Annotated in this window: 21 protein-coding genes and 1 pseudogene; 16 read left to right on the forward strand and 6 right to left on the reverse strand. The window is 52.1% G+C overall.

Features of this window, described 5'->3' with window-relative positions:
- The first annotated feature begins 116 nt into the window (after positions 1 to 116).
- The 14 genes and pseudogenes from NC856_RS08510 to NC856_RS08575 form a co-directional block, all read left to right on the forward strand.
- Positions 117 to 503, forward strand: coding sequence for a YidH family protein (locus NC856_RS08510; RefSeq protein ID WP_264090003.1), 387 nt, complete (start codon positions 117 to 119; stop codon positions 501 to 503).
- A 12-nt stretch (positions 504 to 515) separates the two neighbouring features.
- Entirely contained in the window at positions 516 to 869 is a 354-nt protein-coding gene (locus NC856_RS08515) for a DUF202 domain-containing protein (protein ID WP_264090004.1), read from the forward strand.
- 79 nt (positions 870 to 948) lie between these two features.
- Positions 949 to 1,143: a hypothetical protein gene (locus NC856_RS08520; RefSeq protein ID WP_264090005.1), complete on the forward strand. Its 195-nt coding sequence runs from the start codon at positions 949 to 951 to the stop codon at positions 1,141 to 1,143.
- Positions 1,144 to 1,145: 2 nt separating this feature from the next.
- Positions 1,146 to 2,111 carry an L-Ala-D/L-Glu epimerase gene (ycjG, locus tag NC856_RS08525; protein WP_264090006.1) on the forward strand — a complete coding sequence of 322 codons (966 nt, stop codon included), beginning with the start codon at positions 1,146 to 1,148 and terminating at the stop codon, positions 2,109 to 2,111.
- A gap of 20 nt (positions 2,112 to 2,131) precedes the next feature.
- Positions 2,132 to 4,009 (forward strand): ABC transporter ATP-binding protein, encoded by a 1,878-nt coding sequence (locus NC856_RS08530; protein WP_264090007.1) that lies wholly within the window; start codon positions 2,132 to 2,134, stop codon positions 4,007 to 4,009.
- 41 nt (positions 4,010 to 4,050) lie between these two features.
- The gene (locus tag NC856_RS08535; RefSeq protein WP_264090008.1) at positions 4,051 to 5,592 is read left to right on the forward strand and encodes a glutathione ABC transporter substrate-binding protein; all 1,542 of its coding nucleotides are present in this window, start codon (positions 4,051 to 4,053) and stop codon (positions 5,590 to 5,592) included.
- Positions 5,593 to 5,610: 18 nt separating this feature from the next.
- Positions 5,611 to 6,531 (forward strand): ABC transporter permease, encoded by a 921-nt coding sequence (locus NC856_RS08540; protein WP_264090009.1) that lies wholly within the window; start codon positions 5,611 to 5,613, stop codon positions 6,529 to 6,531.
- An 8-nt stretch (positions 6,532 to 6,539) separates the two neighbouring features.
- Positions 6,540 to 7,439: an ABC transporter permease subunit gene (locus NC856_RS08545; RefSeq protein ID WP_264090010.1), complete on the forward strand. Its 900-nt coding sequence runs from the start codon at positions 6,540 to 6,542 to the stop codon at positions 7,437 to 7,439.
- Positions 7,440 to 7,445: 6 nt separating this feature from the next.
- A complete protein-coding gene (locus tag NC856_RS08550) occupies positions 7,446 to 8,504 on the forward strand; it encodes a DmpA family aminopeptidase (RefSeq protein ID WP_264090194.1) in 1,059 nt (352 codons plus the stop codon).
- Positions 8,505 to 8,514: 10 nt separating this feature from the next.
- A complete protein-coding gene (locus NC856_RS08555; protein ID WP_264090011.1) occupies positions 8,515 to 9,336 on the forward strand; it encodes a M55 family metallopeptidase in 822 nt (273 codons plus the stop codon).
- Positions 9,337 to 9,392: 56 nt separating this feature from the next.
- Positions 9,393 to 10,346 (forward strand): isoaspartyl peptidase/L-asparaginase family protein, encoded by a 954-nt coding sequence (locus NC856_RS08560; protein WP_264090012.1) that lies wholly within the window; start codon positions 9,393 to 9,395, stop codon positions 10,344 to 10,346.
- Positions 10,347 to 10,629: 283 nt separating this feature from the next.
- A complete protein-coding gene (locus NC856_RS08565) occupies positions 10,630 to 11,538 on the forward strand; it encodes a LysR family transcriptional regulator (RefSeq protein ID WP_264090013.1) in 909 nt (302 codons plus the stop codon).
- Between the two features lie 157 nt (positions 11,539 to 11,695).
- A complete protein-coding gene (locus NC856_RS08570; RefSeq protein ID WP_264090014.1) occupies positions 11,696 to 12,559 on the forward strand; it encodes a YicC/YloC family endoribonuclease in 864 nt (287 codons plus the stop codon).
- A gap of 120 nt (positions 12,560 to 12,679) precedes the next feature.
- A pseudogene (locus tag NC856_RS08575) lies at positions 12,680 to 12,901 on the forward strand (chorismate mutase); the annotation flags it as partial.
- Positions 12,902 to 13,272: 371 nt separating this feature from the next.
- Here the strand turns inward: NC856_RS08575 and NC856_RS08580 are convergent.
- The 5 genes from NC856_RS08580 to NC856_RS08600 all read right to left on the reverse strand — a co-directional run bounded on the left by NC856_RS08580 (position 13,273) and on the right by NC856_RS08600 (position 18,237).
- Entirely contained in the window at positions 13,273 to 14,475 is a 1,203-nt protein-coding gene (locus tag NC856_RS08580; RefSeq protein WP_264090015.1) for an HlyD family secretion protein, read from the reverse strand.
- Between the two features lie 40 nt (positions 14,476 to 14,515).
- Entirely contained in the window at positions 14,516 to 15,955 is a 1,440-nt protein-coding gene (locus tag NC856_RS08585; protein WP_264090195.1) for a TolC family protein, read from the reverse strand.
- The gene (locus NC856_RS08590) at positions 15,948 to 17,114 is read right to left on the reverse strand and encodes an ABC transporter permease (RefSeq protein ID WP_264090016.1); all 1,167 of its coding nucleotides are present in this window, start codon (positions 17,112 to 17,114) and stop codon (positions 15,948 to 15,950) included. The genes NC856_RS08585 and NC856_RS08590 overlap by 8 nt, the downstream gene beginning before the upstream one ends.
- A 5-nt stretch (positions 17,115 to 17,119) precedes the next feature.
- Positions 17,120 to 17,779 (reverse strand): ABC transporter ATP-binding protein, encoded by a 660-nt coding sequence (locus NC856_RS08595; RefSeq protein ID WP_264090017.1) that lies wholly within the window; start codon positions 17,777 to 17,779, stop codon positions 17,120 to 17,122.
- A 74-nt stretch (positions 17,780 to 17,853) separates the two neighbouring features.
- A complete protein-coding gene (locus tag NC856_RS08600) occupies positions 17,854 to 18,237 on the reverse strand; it encodes a hypothetical protein (protein WP_264090018.1) in 384 nt (127 codons plus the stop codon).
- Between the two features lie 642 nt (positions 18,238 to 18,879).
- Between NC856_RS08600 and NC856_RS08605 the strand changes: the two genes are divergently transcribed.
- Both NC856_RS08605 and NC856_RS08610 read left to right on the forward strand, forming a co-directional pair.
- Positions 18,880 to 19,215, forward strand: a complete 336-nt coding sequence (locus NC856_RS08605; protein WP_264090019.1) for a GlpM family protein — start codon at positions 18,880 to 18,882, stop codon at positions 19,213 to 19,215.
- A gap of 180 nt (positions 19,216 to 19,395) precedes the next feature.
- Positions 19,396 to 20,130 (forward strand): helix-turn-helix transcriptional regulator, encoded by a 735-nt coding sequence (locus tag NC856_RS08610; protein ID WP_264090020.1) that lies wholly within the window; start codon positions 19,396 to 19,398, stop codon positions 20,128 to 20,130.
- Here NC856_RS08610 and NC856_RS08615 read toward each other — a convergent pair.
- Complete coding sequence (locus tag NC856_RS08615; RefSeq protein ID WP_264090021.1) at positions 20,114 to 20,764, reverse strand: acyl-homoserine-lactone synthase; 651 nt, start codon at positions 20,762 to 20,764, stop codon at positions 20,114 to 20,116. The two genes, NC856_RS08610 and NC856_RS08615, sit on opposite strands and share 17 nt — an antisense overlap.
- Positions 20,765 to 21,005 lie beyond the last annotated feature (241 nt).

The following is a 21,005-nucleotide window of genomic DNA, read 5'->3' on the forward strand; positions in this document are numbered from 1 at the left end:
TCATCTCCGGCGGGTAAAATGTTTAACTGGCGCGCATTATACGGCCTCGCCGTCACAATGCCTATCTTGCCTTACGGCACAGGGCTATAATTAAAGAAAAGATATCGAGTACAGACATGAGCGAACCTTTGCAGCCGCCCGGACAACGGACGCGGAAAACGCCCTGGCAGCAACAGGGAAATACGCCTGATTATCGTTTCTCTTTAGCGAACGAGCGGACGTTCCTCGCCTGGATCAGAACGGCGCTGGCATTTCTTGCCGGCGCTATCGCTATCGACCAGTTCGCCCTTACGCTGGCACCTCCCGTCATCCGCCAGGGGATGGCGATATTCCTATCGCTGGCCTGCGCATTATTATCCTGGATGGCTTATCGCCGCTGGGTCGCCAACGAACTGGCGATGCGTACCGGGAAAAGCCTGCCTTATACCCGGCTGCTTTGGGTGGTCGCCGCATTCGTCATCGGCATTGCCGTGATTCTGACGCTGCTGATTTTCATGGTCTAATCAAGGATGAGCATGGCGACCGATACCGACACCGCGCCGCACGATCCGGGCCTGCAACGGGAAAGAACCGCGTTGGCCTGGTCGCGGACCGCATTCCTGCTGTTGTTGAACAGCCTGCTGTTGCTGAAAGCGGGTTCAACGTTATCCAGCCTTGTGTTTATTCTCGTCGGAGCGTTGCTCTTGCTGGTCACCTTGTCCATGTATGTCTGGTCCGCCATCCGGTTGCGATTCACCCTGCACGCCCATTCACCGTGTTCACGGCTATCCATCCGCATGGTGCGGTTTTTTACCGCCGCGATTATTGTCGCCGCGTTACTGGTTGCCCTGCTTAACCTGCTGCTGCTGACGCCGTACGGATTAAAATAACCCAAAATCATACCGCCGCCGGGTATAACCTCAGGCTATACCCTACCAATGAACAAGTATTCGTCAGCGATGATGCATCATGAAATATTCTTCTCATCACCCTTATTTTGATGAGAAAAGCATCATGCTGATTCCACCACCTTACCTGCACGCCACCGGTAATGAGATTGAATCTCTGGCTTTCGCCGTCGCGCCATCTCAGCGTCTGATGGGAATGCCTGAGTATGATGCCAGCGGGATACACGCAGCGTCAGTATGCCAGGAGGAAGGTTAACGATGCGCCATATGCAAGTCGAAACCGTCAAACTGCCTTTAGCGCTGCCTCTCTCTATTGCAAGCAGTACCCGCAACGCGGTTACTGTGGTTAGAGTCACGCTGGAAGAACAAGGATTTATCGGGCAAGGGGAATGCACGCCCAATTTTTATAACGGCGAATCGCCGGAAAGCGTGTCGCATCAATTGCAAGCCATCGCTCAGGCGGTGGAAAGCGGGCTGACGCTCGACGCATTGCAGGACGCCTTGCCGCCAGGCGCGGCCAGAAACGCGCTGAACTGTGCGCTCTGGCGGCTTAATGCCGCACTAAAGAAGCAGACGCTATGGCAATGTCTTGATATTCCGCCGCCGACATCGGTGATCAGCGCGCAAACCCTGTCCCTCGACAACATGGAAAACATGGCGATAGCTGCCGCGCAAGCCGTATCACGCGGGGCGTTATTACTGAAAATCAAACTGGATCGCGAACTGATTCTGGAAAAAGTGGCGGCGATTCGTCAAGCCGCTCCGCTCGCCACGCTGATTATCGATGCGAATGAAGCATGGAGCGGGCTGGATCTCCGTAGCCTGTTCAATGCGCTCACCCGCTACCAGATTGCTATGGTGGAGCAACCGCTTCCGGTGGGTAAAGACGACGATTTATTGCGCTTTACCCATCCGATCCCCATCTGTGCGGACGAAAGCTGCCGTCATAGCGGTGATATCGCCAAATTGCGCAGCCGTTACGAGATGATCAACATCAAGCTGGACAAGTGTGGCGGCATTACGGAAGCACTTGTTATGGTGGAAGAGGCGAAACTTCACGGTCTGCGGATCATGGTCGGCTGCATGCTGGGGTCGTCCATGGCGATGGAAGCCGCGCTGCCTCTTACCGCGTTCGCGGAATATGTCGACCTCGATGGCCCAATCTGGCTGGCTTCCGACAGTTCTCCCTATCTGTCCTATAATCTTGGCCGTATCTGGCTATGACGCAACCAACCGGAGTGACCATGACGGATATCACGCAAACGGGGGCGGTTACCGCCGCAGCGCCCGGTAACGCCGCCAGACCGGTGCTGGAAATCAACGATCTGAATGTCAGCTTCAGCGGACGCGCCGGCACACATAAAGCGCTAAAAGGCGTCTCCTTTACCCTGAATAAAGGGGAAGTCGTCGCCGTGGTTGGGGAAAGCGGTTCCGGCAAATCCGTGACCTCGCTGACCGTAATGGGTCTGTTGGCGGATGCGGCCAATATCGAGCGGGGCGACATCCACTTCACCGCCCGCGACGGACGGCAGCACAACCTGCTCGCTCTGAAAGCGGAGCAACGTCGCCAGTTGCGTGGCCGCGAAATCGCCATGATCTTTCAGGAACCGATGACCTCGCTGAATCCGGTGCTGAGAGTTGGCGACCAATTGACGGAAGCCTTGCGCGATCACCAGATTTGTGATGCCGCCAGCGCGGACAGGAAAGCCCGGGAGTTGCTGCGTAAGGTGCGGATTGCCGATGTTGACCGGGTGATGAAAAGCTATCCGCATTCGCTGTCCGGCGGGATGCGCCAGCGCGTGATGATTGCACAGGCGCTAGCCTGCGATCCGCAATTGCTTATTGCGGATGAACCGACCACGGCGTTGGATGTCACCGTTCAAGCGCGCATTCTGCAAATCCTGCGCGATCTGCAACAACAGAGCGATATGGCGGTACTGTTTATTACGCACGATATGGGCGTGGTGGCGGAAATCGCCGATCGCGTGGTGGTGATGTATCGCGGCGAAGTGGTGGAGCAAGGCAGCGTTGAGCAGATTTTCGCAAATCCCCGGCATCCTTATACCCAGTCGCTGCTGGCCGCCGTGCCGAAACTGGGCGATATGCGCGCAAGCCGCTGGCCCAAACGTTTCCCGCTGCTCGGCCAGGCCGCCAGCCAGGATGACGACGAGCAGACCACTGCCCGCTACGACGTTGAACCGCTGCTGGATATCCGTGGTCTGCGCGTTTATTACCCGGTGCGCACCGGGATTTTATCCAGCATCACCCACCATGTTCACGCCGTTGAGCAGATTGATTTCAATGTCTGGCCGGGGGAAACGCTGGCTATCGTCGGCGAAAGCGGTTGCGGCAAATCCACCACCGGGCGGGCGCTGCTGCGTTTAACGCAGAGCGACGCGGAAAGCATTCATTTTCAGGGGCAAGAAATTTCCCTGATGAAAGATCGTGAATTCCAGCCGCTGCGCCGTGAAATGCAGATGGTGTTTCAGGATCCCTATGCCTCGCTGAACCCGCGTCTCACCGTCGGTTTTACCATTGCGGAACCGTTATTGCTGCATGGTTTGGTGAAATCGCTGGAAGAAGCCACGCCACAAGTGCAGGCGCTGCTGAAAAGCGTCGGCTTGCTGCCGGAACATGCCCGCCGTTATCCCCATGAATTCTCCGGCGGACAACGGCAACGTATCGCCATTGCCCGCGCCATGGCGTTGCAGCCGAAAATCATTATTGCCGATGAAGCGGTTTCCGCGCTGGATGTGTCCATCCAGGCGCAGGTTGTCAACCTGATGATGGATTTGCAGAAAAACACCGGCGTGTCGTGGATTTTCATCTCCCACGACATGGCAGTGGTTGAGCGCATCGCCAACCGGGTTGCGGTGATGTACCTCGGACAGATTGTGGAAATCGGACCGCGACAGTCGGTCTTCAACGACCCGCAGCATCCTTACACCCGCCGCCTGTTGGCTTCGGTGCCCATTGCCGATCCCACGCAGCGCGGCCTGCGCGAATTTGATGACAGCGAAATTCCCTCTCCGCTGCGTAAAGCGGGCGAGATCGTAACAAAAACACGCTACCGACAGGTCGCGCCGCACCACTGGGTTGCAGACAGCGGCTCCGTTGCCTGACGCCAACGACGATATTTTTATTGCTAACCAGGAGAGACACCATGAAGCCATTACTTCGCCGTTCCGCCGCCGCCCTCGGGCTCTCACTGTGTCTGGCAGCGGCTGCCCAGGCACAGGATCTGCGCATTTCAATGTATGCCGATATTACCGGACTGGACCCGCACGACACCTCGGACACGCTGAGTTACTCCATCCAGAGCGGCATTTTCGAGCGACTGTTCCAGTTCGATAACAAGATGAAGCTGGTTCCCAGACTGGCAACCGACTACACCAGTAATGCCGATGCCACCGAATTTGTCGTCAACCTGCGTGAAGGCATTACCTTTCAGGACGGTACGCCATTCAATGCCGATGCGGTAAAAGCCAACCTGGATCGTCTGGCGGATCAGAGCAAGGGCTTGAAACGCAATAGTTTGTTTAACATGGTGAAAACCGTTACCGTCATCTCTCCGACGCAGGTCAAAATCGAGTTGAACAAATCCTTCGGCGCCTTTGTGAATACGCTGGCCCACCCCTCAGCCGTGATGCACAGCCCGGAAGCCCTGAAAAAATACCCGGATGAAGCGCAGTTACGCGTCCACCCCGTCGGCACCGGCCCGTTCAAATTCAGCGCCTGGCAACAAGGCAAGGACGTGAAGCTGGTGAAATATGACAACTACTGGCAGAAAGGTTGGCCGAAAGTCGATAGCGTAACCTTCTTCCCGGCGCCGGAAGACTCCACCCGCGTCGCCTCGTTGAAATCCGGTCAGGTGGATGCCATCTATCCGCTGCCGTCCGATCTGCTGAACGCGGTGCAAAGCGACAGCAAGCTGGAAGTACAGCGCGACCCCAGCATTTATCAATTCTGGCTGGCCATGAACAACCTGCGCGCGCCGCTCAACGATATCCGCGTCCGTCAGGCGCTGAATTACGCGATCAACCGCGACATCTGGCTGAAAGTCGGCTTCGGCGGCATGGGTGTACCCGCTAAATCCGCTATGTCGCCGAACGTGCAATTCTTCCAGTCGCAAAGTACGCCGGAATACACCTATAACCCGGAAAAAGCCAAAGCCTTGCTGAAAGAAGCCGGTTATCCGAACGGGATCAGCCTGAAACTCTGGACCACCAACCGCACCGACTATGTGCGCAGCGCGCAGTTCTTTAAACAGCAGTTGGAACAAGTCGGCATCAAAGTCACGGTCACGCCAATGGATTCCGGGATGCGTAACGCCAAACTGTTTGGCGTACAAGATCCGAAACAGGCGGAATTCGACCTGTTCTACAATGGCTGGTCGCCGTCTACCGGCGATGCTGACTGGGCGCTGCGTCCGCTGTTTGCCACCGAATCCTGGGTGCCGGCCGCCTATAACGTTTCCTATTACAGCAATGTCGACGTAGATAAAGCGATTATGGCGGGCCTGGCGACTACCGATCACGCCAAACGTGGCGCAGCCTATGCCGAAGCGCAACAGAAAATCTGGCAGGACGCCCCGGTCGTCTTCCTGGGAACGCCAGACAATCTGGTTGGGAAAACCAAAAACCTGTCCGGCGTTTACATGCTAGCCGATGGTTCGCTGATCTTCGATCAGGCGGAATTCAAGTAATCCGTTAGGGAGAAAACCATGCTTGCCTATATCGTCCGACGTTTGCTGGAAATGATCCCGGTTCTGCTGGTGGTCTCCCTGTTAGTGTTCGGTTTTATCAAACTGCTGCCGGGCGACCCGGCGCGCATTTACGCCGGCGCGGATGCCTCGATTGAAGCGGTGGAAACGGCGCGTCAGCAATTAGGATTGAACGACCCGTTGCCGCAACAGTACGTCAACTGGCTCAGCGGCTTGTTCAAGGGCGATCTGGGAGTCACGTACCGTACCCAGCAACCCGTCATCGAGGTGATCAGCAAAAGCTTTATGCCCACCATGTGGCTGGCGTTGGCCGGATTTGCCTGGTCGGTGGTGCTGGGCCTGTTGATCGGCGTGGTTTCCGCGCTCAAACGGGGTAAATGGCAGGACTGGGCGCTGATGAGTTTCGCCGTCGGGGGCATTTCGATGCCACCGTTCTGGCTGGGCTTGCTGTTGATTCAGTTCGTGGCGATGCCGTTCGGGGTGTTTTCCGTCAGCGGCTTTAATCAACCCAGCGACATTATTCTGCCAGCGCTCACGCTGGGCGCATCGGTCGCCGCGGTGATGGCGCGATTTACCCGCTCCGCCTTTCTGGAAGTGGCGCAGGAAGATTATGTGCGCACCGCCCGCTCCAAGGGGCTGCGTAACCGGCTGGTCACCTGGAAACATGTGATGCGCAACGCGCTTATCCCGGTGATCACCATGTTGGGATTGCAGTTCGGTTTTCTGCTCGGCGGTTCAATCGTGGTGGAAAGCGTGTTCAGTTGGCCGGGATTGGGCTGGTTGTTGATTGAATCGATCAAAACGCAGGACCAGCCGGTCATACAGGCGCTGGTGATGCTGTTTGTGTTTGAATTCATTGTAATTAACCTGTTGGTGGACCTGCTGTACGCGGTGGTCAATCCGGCGATCCGCTTACGTTAGGAGATAACATGAAACATCCTTCCGAGCCCGCCGTGGCGGTGGTAACGCTTGATAACGACGCGATCCGCTCGCCGTGGCACGATTTCGTGCAGGTTTTTATCCGCAATCCAATGGCGCTGATTTCCAGCGGTTTTGTCCTGCTGCTGGCGCTGGTGGCGATATTCGCACCCTGGCTGGCGCCGTGGAACCCGATGGAACCTGACTGGATGGCGCTCGCCTCCCCGCCATCGGCTGCTCACTGGATGGGTACTGACGATCTGGGCCGCGATATCATGAGCCGGATTATCTACGGCGCACGTATCTCGCTGTATATCGGTATTTTTTCGGTCACGTTGGGGATGCTGGCGGGTATTGTCCTGGGGCTGCTGGCCGGTTACTACGGTCGCTGGGTGGATATGCTCATCATGCGTGGTTCCGATGTGCTGTTCGCCTTCCCCGGTATGCTGCTGGCGATTGCCGTGGTCGCGATCCTGGGGCCGGGATTGAACAACGTGATCATCGCCGTCGCCATCTTCAGCGTGCCGGTATTCGCTCGCATTGTGCGGGCATCCACGCTGTCGCTGAAACAGGCGGCGTATGTCGAAGCAGTGCGCTGCGCCGGCGCGCCGGATCGCATTATTCTGATGCGCCATATTCTTCCCGGCACACTGCCTAACGTTATTGTCTATTTCACCATGCGGATCGGCACCAGCATCCTGACCGCGGCGGGCCTGAGCTTTATCGGTCTTGGCCCGGAGCCGGATGTGCCAGAATGGGGCAACATTCTCGCCATGAGCCGCAGCCTGATGATGGCGGGCGCATGGCACGTCAGCGTTTTCCCCGGCCTGGCGATATTTTTCACCGTACTGGCCTTTAACCTGCTGGGCGATGCGCTGCGTGATACGCTTGATCCCAAACTGAAAAGCTAGGGCATGATGACAACTTACCAACAGCAACAAATCGCTCTGCTGGCGCGCCGTTGGCGAACGCAACGACAACTGGGTTCGCCGCGTTCGGTCAGCGGCCCGCGCAACACGATTTGCGATGTCGCAGGCGTGCGTGTCGGTCACAGTACGCTGGCGGATGGCGCCATTCAGACCGGCGTCACCGCGATTATTCCCGCCGACGCCAATCTGTTCACGCATCCCTTGCCCTGCGGCGCGGCGGTATTGAACGGTTTCGCCAAGCCGGTCGGTCTGGTGCAGATTGAAGAGCTTGGCCGGTTGCAAACGCCCATTCTGCTCAGCAATACGCTGGCGGTCGGCACCCTGTTCACCGCGCTGGCGCGTCACGCCATCGCCCATAATCCCGAACTGGGGCGTGATCTGCCCACCGTCAACCCGCTGGTGCTGGAGTGCAATGACGGCTGGTTGAATGACATTCAGGCGTTGGCCGTCACTGAAGATATGGCGCAAATCGCGTTGCAGCAAGCGGGAGAGACGTTCGCTCGCGGTAGCGTTGGGGCCGGACGCGGCATGAGTTGCTTTGGGCTAAAAGGCGGTATCGGCACCGCCTCGCGCCGGATCCCTGAACTCAACGCGACGCTGGGGGTTTTGGTGCTGGCTAATTTCGGCACGCTTTCTGCGCTGACGCTCGATGGCGTACAAGTGGGAGATGCCATTGCGCCTCTGTTGCCGGAACTAGCGCCACAGCAGGATGCGGGTTCGATCATCATCATTATGGCAACCGACGCACCGTTGGATGCTCGTCAGCTTGGGCGTATCGCCAAACGCGCCGGCGCCGGTTTAGGACGGCTGGGCAGCTATTGGGGCCACGGTTCTGGTGATATTGCCGTAGCGTTTACCACCCATCCGTACCCGCAACCACCTGAAGAAACGCTACTGGAACCGTTGTTGAGCGCCGCCGCCGACGCCACCGAGCACGCGGTGCTTGACGCCATGCTCAGCGCGGAGGCGGTAACCGGTTTTCGCGGGCATCATCGTCCGGCATTGCGTCAGGTGCTGGATCGTCTGGCCGCTGATTTATCTGAATAAGGAACAGGACATGAAGATTTTTATTTCCGCAGACATTGAAGGCATTGCTGGCGTCATGCGCCCGGAACAATGCAGCCCCGGCGCCGCCGAGTATCAACTGGCGCGCGGCTTGATGGAGCAGGAAGTCAATGCCGCTATCGACGGCGCTTTCGCTGGCGGCGCGACCGACGTGGTGGTGGCCGACAGCCACGCCGCCATGGTGAATCTGCGGGCGGAAAATATGGATTCCCGCGCCCGGCTGGTGCAGGGAAAACCGCGTGAGCTATCCATGGTGGAAGGACTGGAGCAGCAGCAGTATGATGGCATGCTGTTCATCGGTTATCACAGCGCCGCCGGCGAGTTTGGGGTACTGGCCCACACGATTAACGGCCGGGCGTTTTACCGGGTGCGCATCAACGGCGAAGTGATGGCTGAGAGTGACATTTATGCCGCCGCTGGTGCCGAGCAACACACGCCATTGTTGCTGGTCAGCGGCGATGATACGCTGCAACAGTGGATTGCCAGTTATTATCCGACCACCCATTATGTCTGCGTTAAACGCGCCATTTCCCAACACGCGGCGGAATCATTAAGCCCGGAAACCGCCCGTCAGACGATCCGCAAGGCCGCGATGAACGCCGTCAGCAACGCTCATCACACCATCGTCTCGCGCATTCAGGCCCCCTACCAGCTTGAATTAATGGTGACCAAGCCGGTACTGGCCGATCTGTTTTGCCTGATCCCCGGCGTCAATCGTCAGGATGCGATTACCGTCAGTTATACCGCGCAAACCATGAAAGAAATTGTTAGCCTGTTAAGTGCTTTTTCCTATCTGGCAACTACCCAAAACTAAGACGGCAGCCGCCAGACCGATTCTGGCGCTGACCGACTGAAAAGAGAATCGACAGCATGACCAAACCCGTGATTGTGATCCACGGCGGTGCCGGCGCGTTGACGCGCTCGGCGATGAACGCGGAAAAAGAGCGGCGCTATCTGGCTGCATTGACGGAGATTGTCGCCAGCGGACAAAGCATTCTGGCCCGACATGGCAGCGCGCTGGATGCGGTGACCGAAGCCGTTCGGTTGCTCGAAGAGTGTCCGTTGTTCAACGCCGGGCACGGTTCGGTGTTCACCCATAATGCAACCCACGAACTGGACGCCAGCATCATGGATGGTCGCCGTCTGGATGCCGGCGCCGTCAGTTGCGTCAGTCATATCCGTAATCCAGTGTTGGCGGCGCGCACCGTGCTGGAACAGAGCCAGCATGTGATGTTCACCGCCGAGGGCGCGGAAGCGTTCGCGCGCCAGCATAATCTTGAGATGGTTGAACCGGTATTTTTCTCGACGCAAGCGCGCCGCCAGCAATTGCATAATGCGCAAGCCGGAGAAGGAAAAGTCGTGCTGGATCATGATGGTCAGACCAACGGCGACCCCATCGATCCCGACCGCAAGTACGGCACTGTAGGCGCCGTCGCGCTAGACTGCGCGGGCAATCTGGCGGCGGCGACTTCGACCGGCGGCATGACCAACAAAAAAGCCGGACGCGTAGGCGATAGCCCGATCATCGGCGCGGGGTGTTACGCCAATAACCAGACGGTGGCGGTATCCTGTACCGGTACAGGAGAAATCTTTATGCGCACCGTCGCCGCCTATGATGTTTCGGCACTGATGGATTATGCCGGTCTGACGCTGGAACAGGCCTGTAATCGTGTGGTGATGGAAAAACTGGTGCAACTGGACGGCAGCGGCGGACTCATTGCGGTCGATCATCACGGCAATATTGCGCTGCCGTTTAACAGTGAAGGCATGTATCGCGGTTATGGCTATGTCGGGCAGGCCCCCGTCGCGGCCATTTACCGCTGATATCCGTTTAGCGCCATTCCATTCTGGTCTGCCGCCACGGGTTGGCGGACCGGAATGAATGGCGCCAGTATCATGGCGGCGCGCCATTATGATGCATCATGCTCCATAGATAAGCATCTCCCGATCACTCATCGCCCTTCCCTTTCCCCTCACTCCGGCGCGATATCCGTGCGCACCACGCTATTACCGAACATGGCGTAATAATTGCATGACATGGTGATTGTCAGAGCCTTTCTCACGGTGTCCCACCGAAGAAACCCCGTTGAAACCGGAGCATGCGATCATGCGTTTACGCCACATCGAAATCTTTCAGGCCATTGTTCAGGCTGGCACGATCAGCGGTGCCGCACGTCTGCTCAATGTTTCCCAGCCGAATGTCAGCCGGGTGCTCAGCCACGCCGAGCAACAGCTTGGTTTCGCCTTATTCGAGCGACACGCCCAGGGCATGGTCGTGACGTCGGAAGGCCGCCGCTTAATCCCCAAGGTACAGGAACTATTCAGCCAGTTACACAACATCAGCCTGCTGACCGAACAAATCAAAACCGGCAAAGAACAATCGGTTCGTCTGGGCGCGGCCCACGCGTTTGGACAAATGATTGTTGCGCCCGCACTGGTAGAGTTTCGCAAGCAGGCTACGCGGGTCAATGTCGAACTGGTTACGGAGCATTTCAGTACCCTGTGCCAGAACATCCTGCAAGATCAACTTGATTTCGCATTGATTTTTGGTCAGCAAGTGCCATCGGAACTGCTGGCGGAGCCATTGTTTCAATCGACTATGGTGGCGCTGCTTCCCAAAGACAGCCCGATAAACGGCCCGGTGTCGCTGGAATGGCTATGCAACAACAACCTGCTGATGATGCAACTACATGACCCGCTCGGACAGGTGCTGCACCGGGCATTGCGCGACAAGGCCCTGAAGCCTGCCGCCTCGTTGTACATCAAAACGTATTCCGTCATCGCCGATATGGTGCTGGCAGGAGGCGGCGTGGGCGTGGTGGATCTCTTCACGGCTTGTCGTTACGCCGATCAGCTTAAAATCGTCCCGATCGATCAGCCTCTGCCGTTTGAAGTCACGCTGATTAGCCGCCGCGACAATCCCCAGTCGCAGGCAACCTTACAGTTGAAACAGATGATGAAGCGTAAATGCTGGGAAATCGCACGTCAAAACGAAGCGCTGTTGCACGCCGCATAGCCCGCCGGACCGCGGCTGACAGCACATCATGAGCACTTATCCGCCGTTCATCAGATGATTCACTTATGTCTGTTGACCGGACGACGGATTTTCTCCTACCGCGTACCGGGACTCAACGCTATAATCCCCTCATCATTTGCTCTACAGGTATGCACCAATGATTCGCAGCATGACCGCTTACGCCCGCCGAGAAATCAAGGGTAACTGGGGAAGCGCAGCCTGGGAACTGCGTTCTGTTAACCAGCGCTATCTGGAAACCTACATCCGTTTGCCAGAACAATTCCGCAGTCTGGAACCCGTTATTCGCGATCGCATCCGCGCGCGGCTAACCCGCGGTAAAATTGAATGCAATCTGCGTTTCGATCTGGACCCACGCGCGCAAAGCTCGCTGATTTTGAATGAAAATCTGGCCAAACAACTGGTGAGCGCGGCTAACTGGGTAAAAATGCAGAGCGATGAAGGTGAAATCAACCCGGTCGATATTCTGCGCTGGCCTGGCGTGATGGCCGCGGAAGAACAGGATCTGGACGCCATCAGCGCCGAGTTGTTACAGGGATTGAATAACGCGCTGGATGATTTCATCACCGCGCGGGAAAGTGAAGGCAACGCCCTGAAAGCCCTGATTGAACAGCGTCTGGCTGGCGTCAGCGCCGAAGTCGTCAAAGTCCGCGCACAGATGCCGAACATACTGCAATGGCAGCGTGAACGCCTGCTCAACAAGCTGGAAGAGGCGCAGGTTCAGTTGGAAAATAACCGACTGGAACAGGAACTGGTGATTATGGCGCAACGCGTCGATGTGGCGGAAGAACTGGACAGGCTTGAAGCCCACGTCGCTGAAACCTACAAAATCCTGAAGAAAGAAGAAGCCGTTGGTCGCCGTCTGGATTTCATGATGCAGGAATTCAACCGCGAATCCAACACGCTGGCCTCTAAATCAATTAACGCCGACGTTACCGCCTCCGCCATTGAATTGAAGGTACTGATTGAGCAGATGCGGGAGCAGATTCAGAACATTGAGTAAATTCTTTCAAAGTCTATAGAAATACATAAGCCATGTTAAATTGGCTTATGTATTTAGGTTCAATACTGTATTCAATCGAAATTTTATGTAACCTAACAAACTCATTTACTCGTTAGATGGATTGAAAATGAATTTTTTTCAATTGAAGACGTTAGAAATCGAGTCGATCAGATTGATAGCGAACTGGTTAAGATGATCGCGCAACGCAGCGAATGCGTTAAAGCTGCGGCTGCTTTCAAAATTGACCACTCGGCTGTTCGTGCTCCAGATCGCGTCCAACAGGTAATCGACAAGGTATGTAAACAGGCCACTGAAGCAGGACTTCCCGAAGTAATTATCGAATCATGAACAGTGCGTTTATCAAACCAACAAGAACGGGAGAGAAGACAGTTGACCAGTTAGCGCAGCATTTACGGGAACTTGTGGAAAATTTTGGTTCAACGCGTAAGCATCTTCGTTCCCCATGTACTTAAACTCAAAACAGATTAATAAAACACAATAAAATCAATACCAACAGACCATCACTTTATATTCATATGCATTCCACTCAAGTCTATCAGATCCTATAACGCCCTGTTTTTAAGAAAATTTAATCAAAAACATCGTCTACTCAGCTCGCTTGAAAACCATCAAAAACCACCGCCCAACGTGGCGGGAATTGCGGAGTATGTTTAAGAAATTCCCGGATTGTAACCATCTACCTGATAGCAACCTCATGGCGACGCGCCGATTTTCTGCACATAGCCTTCGCTCATATTTTTTACAACCACGCCTTGCGGCAGAGATTTAACTATTTCTACGCTTTGTCGTACAGGAGGCGATTGCAGATCGCGTCGATAAAGGATAGTGGTGCGGCCTTGCTCGTCCTGCGTTATCTCATCAGGTTGCAACACCATCCCCGCGGGATTTGAGAAGGTCGTGACTTTCACCATTGCTGACATCCCCAAACGAGGTACAGCTTCACCTTTACGACAACAATCAATATCGAACGATACATCATAGGTCGTACCCGCCTGCCCCTCGATATAATTTGCCTGAGGACTGATGGCGCGCAATTTGCCTGTCCATTGAGTATCTGGATAGGCATCATTACTTAAGGTCGCAGACATGCCTGGCCGCAAAGTCTCTACATCAGACTCGTCCACACGCGCCTGTGCGTTAAACCGCGCTATCCCCACCAACATCAACAAAGGATCGCCAAGGCTGACTTGTTGCCCTTCCTGAGCAAAAGGCATCTTTTCTTTGTTCCCGTTGCGTACCCCGATCACATAACCATCATTCATCGCATACAGTATGCTCTTACTCTGCCTATCGCGTAGTTCCTGAAGTTTTTGCTCCGCATTACGTAATTCAAGCTCCGCCATCTCCAGGTTTTGCGCACCGCCTTGTGCCATTACCACAGCCAACGTTTGTTGTGCAGCCTGAAGATCCAGTTTCCGGTTTTCCTCTTCCTCTCTTAAGACATCCAGTTCCATACGCGGAATAATACCGGCATGAAACAACGGCTTCGCTTCCTTAACTTTTTGTGTTGCGCTTCTGACGCTGATTTCCGCACCTTGCAAAGACCGACGGGCCGAAGTGACCTCCGTACTGTCTGACCAGTTTTGTACCCGTTGCAGATCCTGACGAGCTTTCAACCATTGGGCTTGTGCGTCTCTGAAAGGTATTTGTTGCGATACGGTACTCAGTTCCAATAGCACATCGCCTTTTTTCACCTGATCACCTTCCCGCACCGCAACTCGCGTGATGTGACTTTCAAAAGGCGCATTGACCGAATATTGCGCTTGCGCTTGCAATCGGGCCATCAATATCAGGTGGCTTTCCACAGGCGTTGGTTTCACATAACGCCAGATGGGTTCATGGTTGACCGCCTCATCAGAGGATGACAACCGCCAGCCAATGACAGCCAGTATCATTGCCAATAGCACGCACAACATAATTCGAGATCGGAGAAAATTAAAAATCATTCAATTCCACTCCCCAACGACTGAGCGTATAGCCTATCAACATATCCAGATTCGCTTGCACATTCAGATAATCTACCTGCGCATTAAGCCGCGCATTCTGAGCGAAACGCAGATCATTTTGATAACTCAGCACCTGAAAGTTGGAAGAGCGTCCCGCGGCTAATTTGGTCTGCTCAGCCTGAAGCTTTTTTTCCGACAGACGGGTAAGACGATCGGCAATGGCATATTGCTGCCAGCTATTGTTCAGCATATCAATCTGCTGAGTCACCGCCTCTTCAAGTTGTTGGCGGGAATCGGCCATGTCCAACCGCTGTTTTTTCTCTGCTATCTCGGCGCGCAGTTCTTCCTGACGCGCGCGCATATCATTGAAAGGAATAGATACATTCAACCCTACATAGCGTTGCCAACGATCATTGTCCTGCATATCGTTGCCTCTTATATCATTACGCTCGGCGCCCGCCACCAGATCGACATCCCAGCGGCGCTGATTCTGCGCTTGTATTAAGTAAAATTTCTGTTTTTGCGACGCTAATTGCTGAATGAGGTAATCCGGCTGTGTTTGTAAGGCTTTTTCCATTGCCCAGTCGGTTTTCAGCGCGACTTTTTTTATCTCAAGATTTTTGCTGGCGCTTAATAGCGTGCGGTTATCAATCCCCAGTAGACCGCACAACGCCAGACGGCTGGCATTCAGTTCATTCTCTTCCTGCGCGATCCTTAATTGCTGCTCGGCGATATCCGCATCACTTTGCAATTGTTCCAGCGATGCGACACGCCCACTATTGATGAGTTTGGCTACGACGTCTCGCTGCGTGTTGGCGCGATGCAGCGCTTGTCGCGACAACTCAAACTGCTGTTGCGCCTTGAGTAAGCGATGATACGCCAGAATGATATTCGTAATGGTTTCAGCAACCTGCTGCTGATAGCGCAATTGCCCCATGCGCTCGTCAATCTCCGCCAGACGCAGCGCGACAGTATTCACATCTGTACCCGCGTCTCGCAATAAAGGCTGAACCAGCGCAAATGTGACATTCCCCCCCTGTTGACGCGGGGACATATCCTGCTCCTCCCGGCGATAAGACCAATCCAGCGTCAATTGAGTACCTAAAGGGGTGAGCAGACTTGCCGAAACGCCTGATGAACGCTCATGACTATTAAGATTCCCGCGTGTACTGCGCAGATACTGACTATTGAAGACCAATTGGGGACGAAAGCCATCTTGCGCCACCCGCAGGTCAAATTTATCGTTCAAACGCAGGAGCGCCTGACTTTTGATCGCGTTGCTGTTACGCATCCCCAGCGCCACGGCTTCTGGCAGCGTGATCGTTATGCTTTGTTCTATTTTTGATTTTTTTTCTGAAATATCAAACGAATAAGATTTCACACTTACCAGCATGAAACAGAACAGCAATTGACTCCATCGATTAAGCATCACGCAACGCCTCCGCAGGTGAAAGACGTGCAGCCGCCAAAGAAGGCTTTAACCCAAAAAACACGGCCAGCGTTAAGGCACTCCCCATCGCCAGCGGCAGCACCCACAGGTCGATCACCAGGGACCAGTCTGCATAACGCGCATAGATCCAGGAGAATGCCACACCGATCCCGCTGCCCAGCAAAGACCCCGGCAGAGAGAGGAGCAACGCTTCCAAAAGAAACAATACGCCTATCTCTTGCGACGTGGCTCCCAAAGCCTGACGCAAACCAATTTCATGACGTCGTTCCGCGACGCTCATCACCATAACGTTCATTACGCCGATCCCGCCCATCAGCAATGCTATCGCTGCAAGAGCGCTCAACAAGTAACGGAATGTTCGCGTTTGCTGCTCGATGCCATCAAGCAGTTGTTGCTGTAACATCAAATGGATATTCCGCCCTGGTAAGTTACTCTCCAACCAATCGCGTACCGGTGTTTCCAGTAATGCAATGTGCTGACGGGAAACAGCTTGTATCAGCAACATATCCGGCTCTGTGAACGGTGCGATTTTCTTAATTGTCGTCAGCGGCACCAACGCCATATCATCGATTTGCATGCCCCCAGGCGCCAGAGAGACGCTTGGGTGTAAAATACCGATAACATCAAACGCATAATGATTAAGTTGCAGATGCTTTGCGGAAAGGGCAAGCCGTTGAGCCAGACTTGCGCCAAGTACAGCGTAATTTGCGCGGCTATCAAATTTTGACAGGCCGCGTCCCCAAGCAGGATCTAAACGCAGTAAGTCAAAAAAATCCGACGTAGTGGCGATAATCGGAATCGACAGCGCCTTACCGTTCTTCGTCAACTGAATCTCCCAACGCGCAACGGGAACCACCCGCCGGATATCAGGAAACTGGGATCGCAATGACGAAAAATCCAGATTAATGGGAAGGGGGGACGATCTCTCCGCGCTTCTCACACCGATGTCCGCCACCATCACATCGCCGCCCAAAGTATCGAAGGCGCTTAGCGCATTATGCTGCGCGCTTTTTCCTAATATAAGCAAAGTGACGACAAGCGCGCTGCCCACCCCGATACCCAAAATCGCCAGCGTAGCGCGCTGACGAAACGCGTATAGATTACGGCATGCTTCGATTAACTGTTGAAATCGCGTCATTTTTTTTACCGCGCCTCAATGAGCTTTCCGCCACGCATATGCCACCGCTGATGCAGACATTCGGCCAGATGTTCATCATGAGTCACCATCACCATGGTTAACCCCTTCCGGCGGTTCAATTCCAGCAAAAGAGACATAATGTCGTGCGCGGTATTCGTATCAAGATTGCCGGTTGGCTCATCGGCAAGCAGTAAAGAGGGCTCACCCACCAATGCACGGGCGATAGCCACCCGCTGTCGTTGTCCGCCGGATAGCATGGCCGGATAAGAGTGCAACCAGGGCGTCATACCCAAGGATTCAAGAACGGCAGCGGCCCGATGACGGGACACTGCCAATGGCATAGCTCGATACAACAGCGGCAAGGCCACGTTATCTAATGCATTAAGTCGCGGTAGCAGATGGAAATGCTGAAAAACAAACCCCAGTTTGCGGTTACGTAATGCGGCGCGCTGATGCGATGTACAAGACATCATATTCTCGCCATCCAAACAGTACTCTCCGGTCACTAACGGTTCCAATAATCCGAGAATACTTAGTAGCGTGCTTTTACCGCTACCAGAGGAACCTAAAATAGCGCAGGTTTCACCAGACGCCACACGTAATGAAAGATTATTCAGTACGTTCACGTCACCATAACCATGGCGAATATCATTAAGCTCAACCATTAATCCGGGCCTTCAACCAACATTTAAATGTTATATAGGTGGATAATCTGCCGCGATAAGATATCGCTCACTATTCAACAGGGCTTTTCATTAACCATCGAAATGGTTCCGACGACAGGCGCAGTAATTTCATAGCAATGATTAACGCCCAGTGGCAATGTCAAAAAAGAAGCCCTTTGAGCAGGCGATGGGTCGATCCAAATATGCAGCCAACCACCGTCGCCGCCATCGGTATAATTCCAGCGCAGTGAAGATCCCGGTTTTTTACCCGTATTCTGCCAGTGATAGACGAAGTTACCTTGTCCGTCATAAAGATCGGCATAGACAGAGTATTTGTATTTCGCTTCTTTTGATGACGTAACGGAAATATACTGGTCTGACACAGCGCTGGCGCCAGCACTTGCCAATAGCGCGCCAACTCCAATCATTGCACCCAATAAACGTAACTTAGCACTCATAGAAAAGTCCTTTTGTTAGCTAATAAGTTAAATATAAACTTTTTGGCCAAAATAACCGGCCAGTTCTATGTAGGAAAAATGGAAGAGAAGTTCCTTAGTGCATCTATTCCAAAGAGAAGCGAACATCTAATTATCTTTCAAGGCATTTACACCATCCGACAAATACCTATAAAAATCATAACAATAGACCACTAACAGCATCAAAAAATAGCATTGACTTTAATAATAAATAACGAGATTCGCCCATAGCAGGCTAATTAAAAAAAATCACTTCAAGTCGAAATGAATTAAAAACACAATAAAGCCGGAACACATTAACACTCATTATTCATCCAGAAGAAATTTCATTTGCAGGAATGCCATTGCAAAAGCGTTATATAAAAATCAGCAAATCTGTTATTTATAAAAAATATGCATGGAATTTCCGCGACCAATGTTGATCGGTCGATGATTATTGCTTTCATGCTCACCATATTAAAGAGGGGTGATGTATTTGAATTACACCGCCCCGCCTACATAGTGGTAATCTGTACATAAGCAGGTAGTCGCAAAGTCATCAGTGAGGAAGACCTGTTTTAAAGGTTTACAGATCAGCCTATTCATGATGGGATATCGCCAGAAGGATCATGTCAGGGGAACGAAATGGGCTTGGTTTTTAAAGCAGTGATAGGCGCGGTTGTGGTTTTGCTCATCGGGTATTTATCAAAGACAAAAAATTATTATATTGCCGGGTTGGTTCCGCTCTTCCCTACATTTGCCTTGATTGCCCACTACATTGTTGCGACTGAGCGCAATGTCGCGGCATTGCGCACCACGATATTGTTCGGCATGTGGGCTATCATTCCTTATTTTGCCTACCTTGTGTCTCTCTGGTATTTAAGTGGCGTGACAAAATTATCCTATTCATTGGTCGGCGCTTTGGCTTGCTGGTGTATCACCGCATTGGCCTTAATCGTTATCTGGGGACGCTGGCATTAAGCGGGGAGAAGATACACACTCCCCTTTTTATGAAAAATCATTCATCTATTTTTCATAATGTGATTTCTGTTTGAAAATGACAGATAACTTCATCAGGAAATCAACGTTAGACTTAGGCATAAGCATGAGTATATACTTTATCCCCACAAGGATGTTGAACCTTCGAATAGAGGTCATTATATGTCTTTATTATTTTCCAACAATGAAATTATAAGCAGGGTAACAAAAAAGTTTTTTGAGGAACATTTGATGCCTTATAAAGGTATAAAATTTTCCTATATGATTCTGAATAAGAAAAACCCCTCCGAGATAATAATAACCACCAACTATCCAGATGAATGGGTAAATATATATAAAGAAAACAATTATCAGCAAATTGACCCCGTCATTTTTGCCGCCTTTAATAAAATATCCCCTTTTTTTTGGGAAGAAAGCCTGATTATTAAAGCAAGAATAAAACTTTCAAAAATATTCAATTTATCAAAAAAATATAATGTCACTCATGGGTACACCTTTGTTCTTCACGACAATAGTAATAATCTCGTCACGTTGTCCATAATCATGAATGGACCAGAGGTTGAAAGTATGAAAAATATTATTGAAGAAGAAAAAGACACATTACAGATGTTGCTTATCACTGCTTATGAAAAAACCATCTCTCTTTGTAAAGAGATGGCTAAGAATAGTGAAGAAAACACATTAAATGATAAAATAATGTTTTCTCCACGAGAGAATGAAATTTTATACTGGGCCAGCATGGGTAAGACCTACCAAGAGGTAGCGCTGATCCTGGGCATTAAAACCAGCACAGTAAAATTTCATATCGGCAATGTTATAAAAAAACTCGGTGTGTTAAACGCCAAGCACGCTATAAGGCTTGGTATAGAACTTCACCTTATCAAGCCAGTGCATTAGAAACTGAAAGTCGCAATGGCCATTGCTTCAATTCATCATTCACAACCATACTGCTACGACTAATACGTCGGGTTAAGATCTCCTGATTCTCATCATCAACGGGTAGAAACAATAAATAGACTCTTTCATTTTTTTCCGACATGCCTTGTTCAACAACAGATATTTTCCAGCCTGAGCGTTTTAATATTGTTAACATCGGATGGCTGACAATGGTGTATATGCCTTCATAACCATTTTTTCTGGAATAATTAATCATTGATAAAAAAAGCATGGAACTGATTGGATAGTTATTGCCCAGGATATTTCTCGCTCTTTCTTTATCCACAAAAAACCGACTTGATTCAATGTAATTACCTTCAGGAATATTTATTTTTTCAAAATAAGAGAAAAATGTTCCGGTAATCATATTAGGGTATTTTGTTTCAATAAACCTCAGACTGCAAATAACAAAATCATCTTTTATACCAAAAAGGTACGTTGTGTTATTATTATCATACTGATCAAACTCCATGCCATCCGTACACTGTACAGCCCAGTTAAGGCGATCCTTAAATGTCTCTTTTCTAAGGGTAAATAGTTCTTCGGATTTTTCTTCTGACAACAGCGAATAACTCACATCAAATATCTCTAACATTTTTCCTCCATTAAAAATTTATTGCTAGATATCAAGAATGATCAAACCACTCAACATCATTGTTGGCGTTTTAAAATGATTATTACCGTTGATTATCGCTTTTATATTTTGTCCCTTTTGCCATCGGTTGTACAGATGCAACCCCACAATCCGTGAGAAAAAACAACACTATAGGCGAATTGCAGGTACGCCCCAGACTACGTGCTGGCGCATTTCAAACTCGGTCGGGCATCAGCACAAA

The sequence above is a fragment of the Brenneria izbisi genome, from assembly GCF_025840185.1.
Classification (GTDB): Bacteria; Pseudomonadota; Gammaproteobacteria; order Enterobacterales; family Enterobacteriaceae; genus Brenneria; species Brenneria izbisi.

What these genes read in the sequence shown, in the direction of transcription:
- NC856_RS08605 (WP_264090019.1), top strand. Translation starts at nt 18,880, where the DNA reads ATGGGCTTGGTTTTTAAAGCAGTGATAGGCGCGGTTGTGGTTTTGCTC.
- NC856_RS08595 (WP_264090017.1), bottom strand. Translation starts at nt 17,779, where the DNA reads ATGGTTGAGCTTAATGATATTCGCCATGGTTATGGTGACGTGAACGTA.
- NC856_RS08565 (WP_264090013.1), top strand. Translation starts at nt 10,630, where the DNA reads ATGCGTTTACGCCACATCGAAATCTTTCAGGCCATTGTTCAGGCTGGC.
- NC856_RS08610 (WP_264090020.1), top strand. Translation starts at nt 19,396, where the DNA reads ATGTCTTTATTATTTTCCAACAATGAAATTATAAGCAGGGTAACAAAA.
- NC856_RS08615 (WP_264090021.1), bottom strand. Translation starts at nt 20,764, where the DNA reads ATGTTAGAGATATTTGATGTGAGTTATTCGCTGTTGTCAGAAGAAAAA.
- NC856_RS08535 (WP_264090008.1), top strand. Translation starts at nt 4,051, where the DNA reads ATGAAGCCATTACTTCGCCGTTCCGCCGCCGCCCTCGGGCTCTCACTG.
- NC856_RS08580 (WP_264090015.1), bottom strand. Translation starts at nt 14,475, where the DNA reads ATGATACTGGCTGTCATTGGCTGGCGGTTGTCATCCTCTGATGAGGCG.
- NC856_RS08590 (WP_264090016.1), bottom strand. Translation starts at nt 17,114, where the DNA reads ATGACGCGATTTCAACAGTTAATCGAAGCATGCCGTAATCTATACGCG.
- NC856_RS08515 (WP_264090004.1), top strand. Translation starts at nt 516, where the DNA reads ATGGCGACCGATACCGACACCGCGCCGCACGATCCGGGCCTGCAACGG.
- NC856_RS08550 (WP_264090194.1), top strand. Translation starts at nt 7,446, where the DNA reads ATGACAACTTACCAACAGCAACAAATCGCTCTGCTGGCGCGCCGTTGG.
- NC856_RS08530 (WP_264090007.1), top strand. Translation starts at nt 2,132, where the DNA reads ATGACGGATATCACGCAAACGGGGGCGGTTACCGCCGCAGCGCCCGGT.
- ycjG (WP_264090006.1), top strand. Translation starts at nt 1,146, where the DNA reads ATGCGCCATATGCAAGTCGAAACCGTCAAACTGCCTTTAGCGCTGCCT.
- NC856_RS08540 (WP_264090009.1), top strand. Translation starts at nt 5,611, where the DNA reads ATGCTTGCCTATATCGTCCGACGTTTGCTGGAAATGATCCCGGTTCTG.
- NC856_RS08600 (WP_264090018.1), bottom strand. Translation starts at nt 18,237, where the DNA reads ATGAGTGCTAAGTTACGTTTATTGGGTGCAATGATTGGAGTTGGCGCG.
- NC856_RS08545 (WP_264090010.1), top strand. Translation starts at nt 6,540, where the DNA reads ATGAAACATCCTTCCGAGCCCGCCGTGGCGGTGGTAACGCTTGATAAC.
- NC856_RS08560 (WP_264090012.1), top strand. Translation starts at nt 9,393, where the DNA reads ATGACCAAACCCGTGATTGTGATCCACGGCGGTGCCGGCGCGTTGACG.
- NC856_RS08570 (WP_264090014.1), top strand. Translation starts at nt 11,696, where the DNA reads ATGATTCGCAGCATGACCGCTTACGCCCGCCGAGAAATCAAGGGTAAC.
- NC856_RS08520 (WP_264090005.1), top strand. Translation starts at nt 949, where the DNA reads ATGAAATATTCTTCTCATCACCCTTATTTTGATGAGAAAAGCATCATG.
- NC856_RS08510 (WP_264090003.1), top strand. Translation starts at nt 117, where the DNA reads ATGAGCGAACCTTTGCAGCCGCCCGGACAACGGACGCGGAAAACGCCC.
- NC856_RS08555 (WP_264090011.1), top strand. Translation starts at nt 8,515, where the DNA reads ATGAAGATTTTTATTTCCGCAGACATTGAAGGCATTGCTGGCGTCATG.
- NC856_RS08585 (WP_264090195.1), bottom strand. Translation starts at nt 15,955, where the DNA reads ATGCTTAATCGATGGAGTCAATTGCTGTTCTGTTTCATGCTGGTAAGT.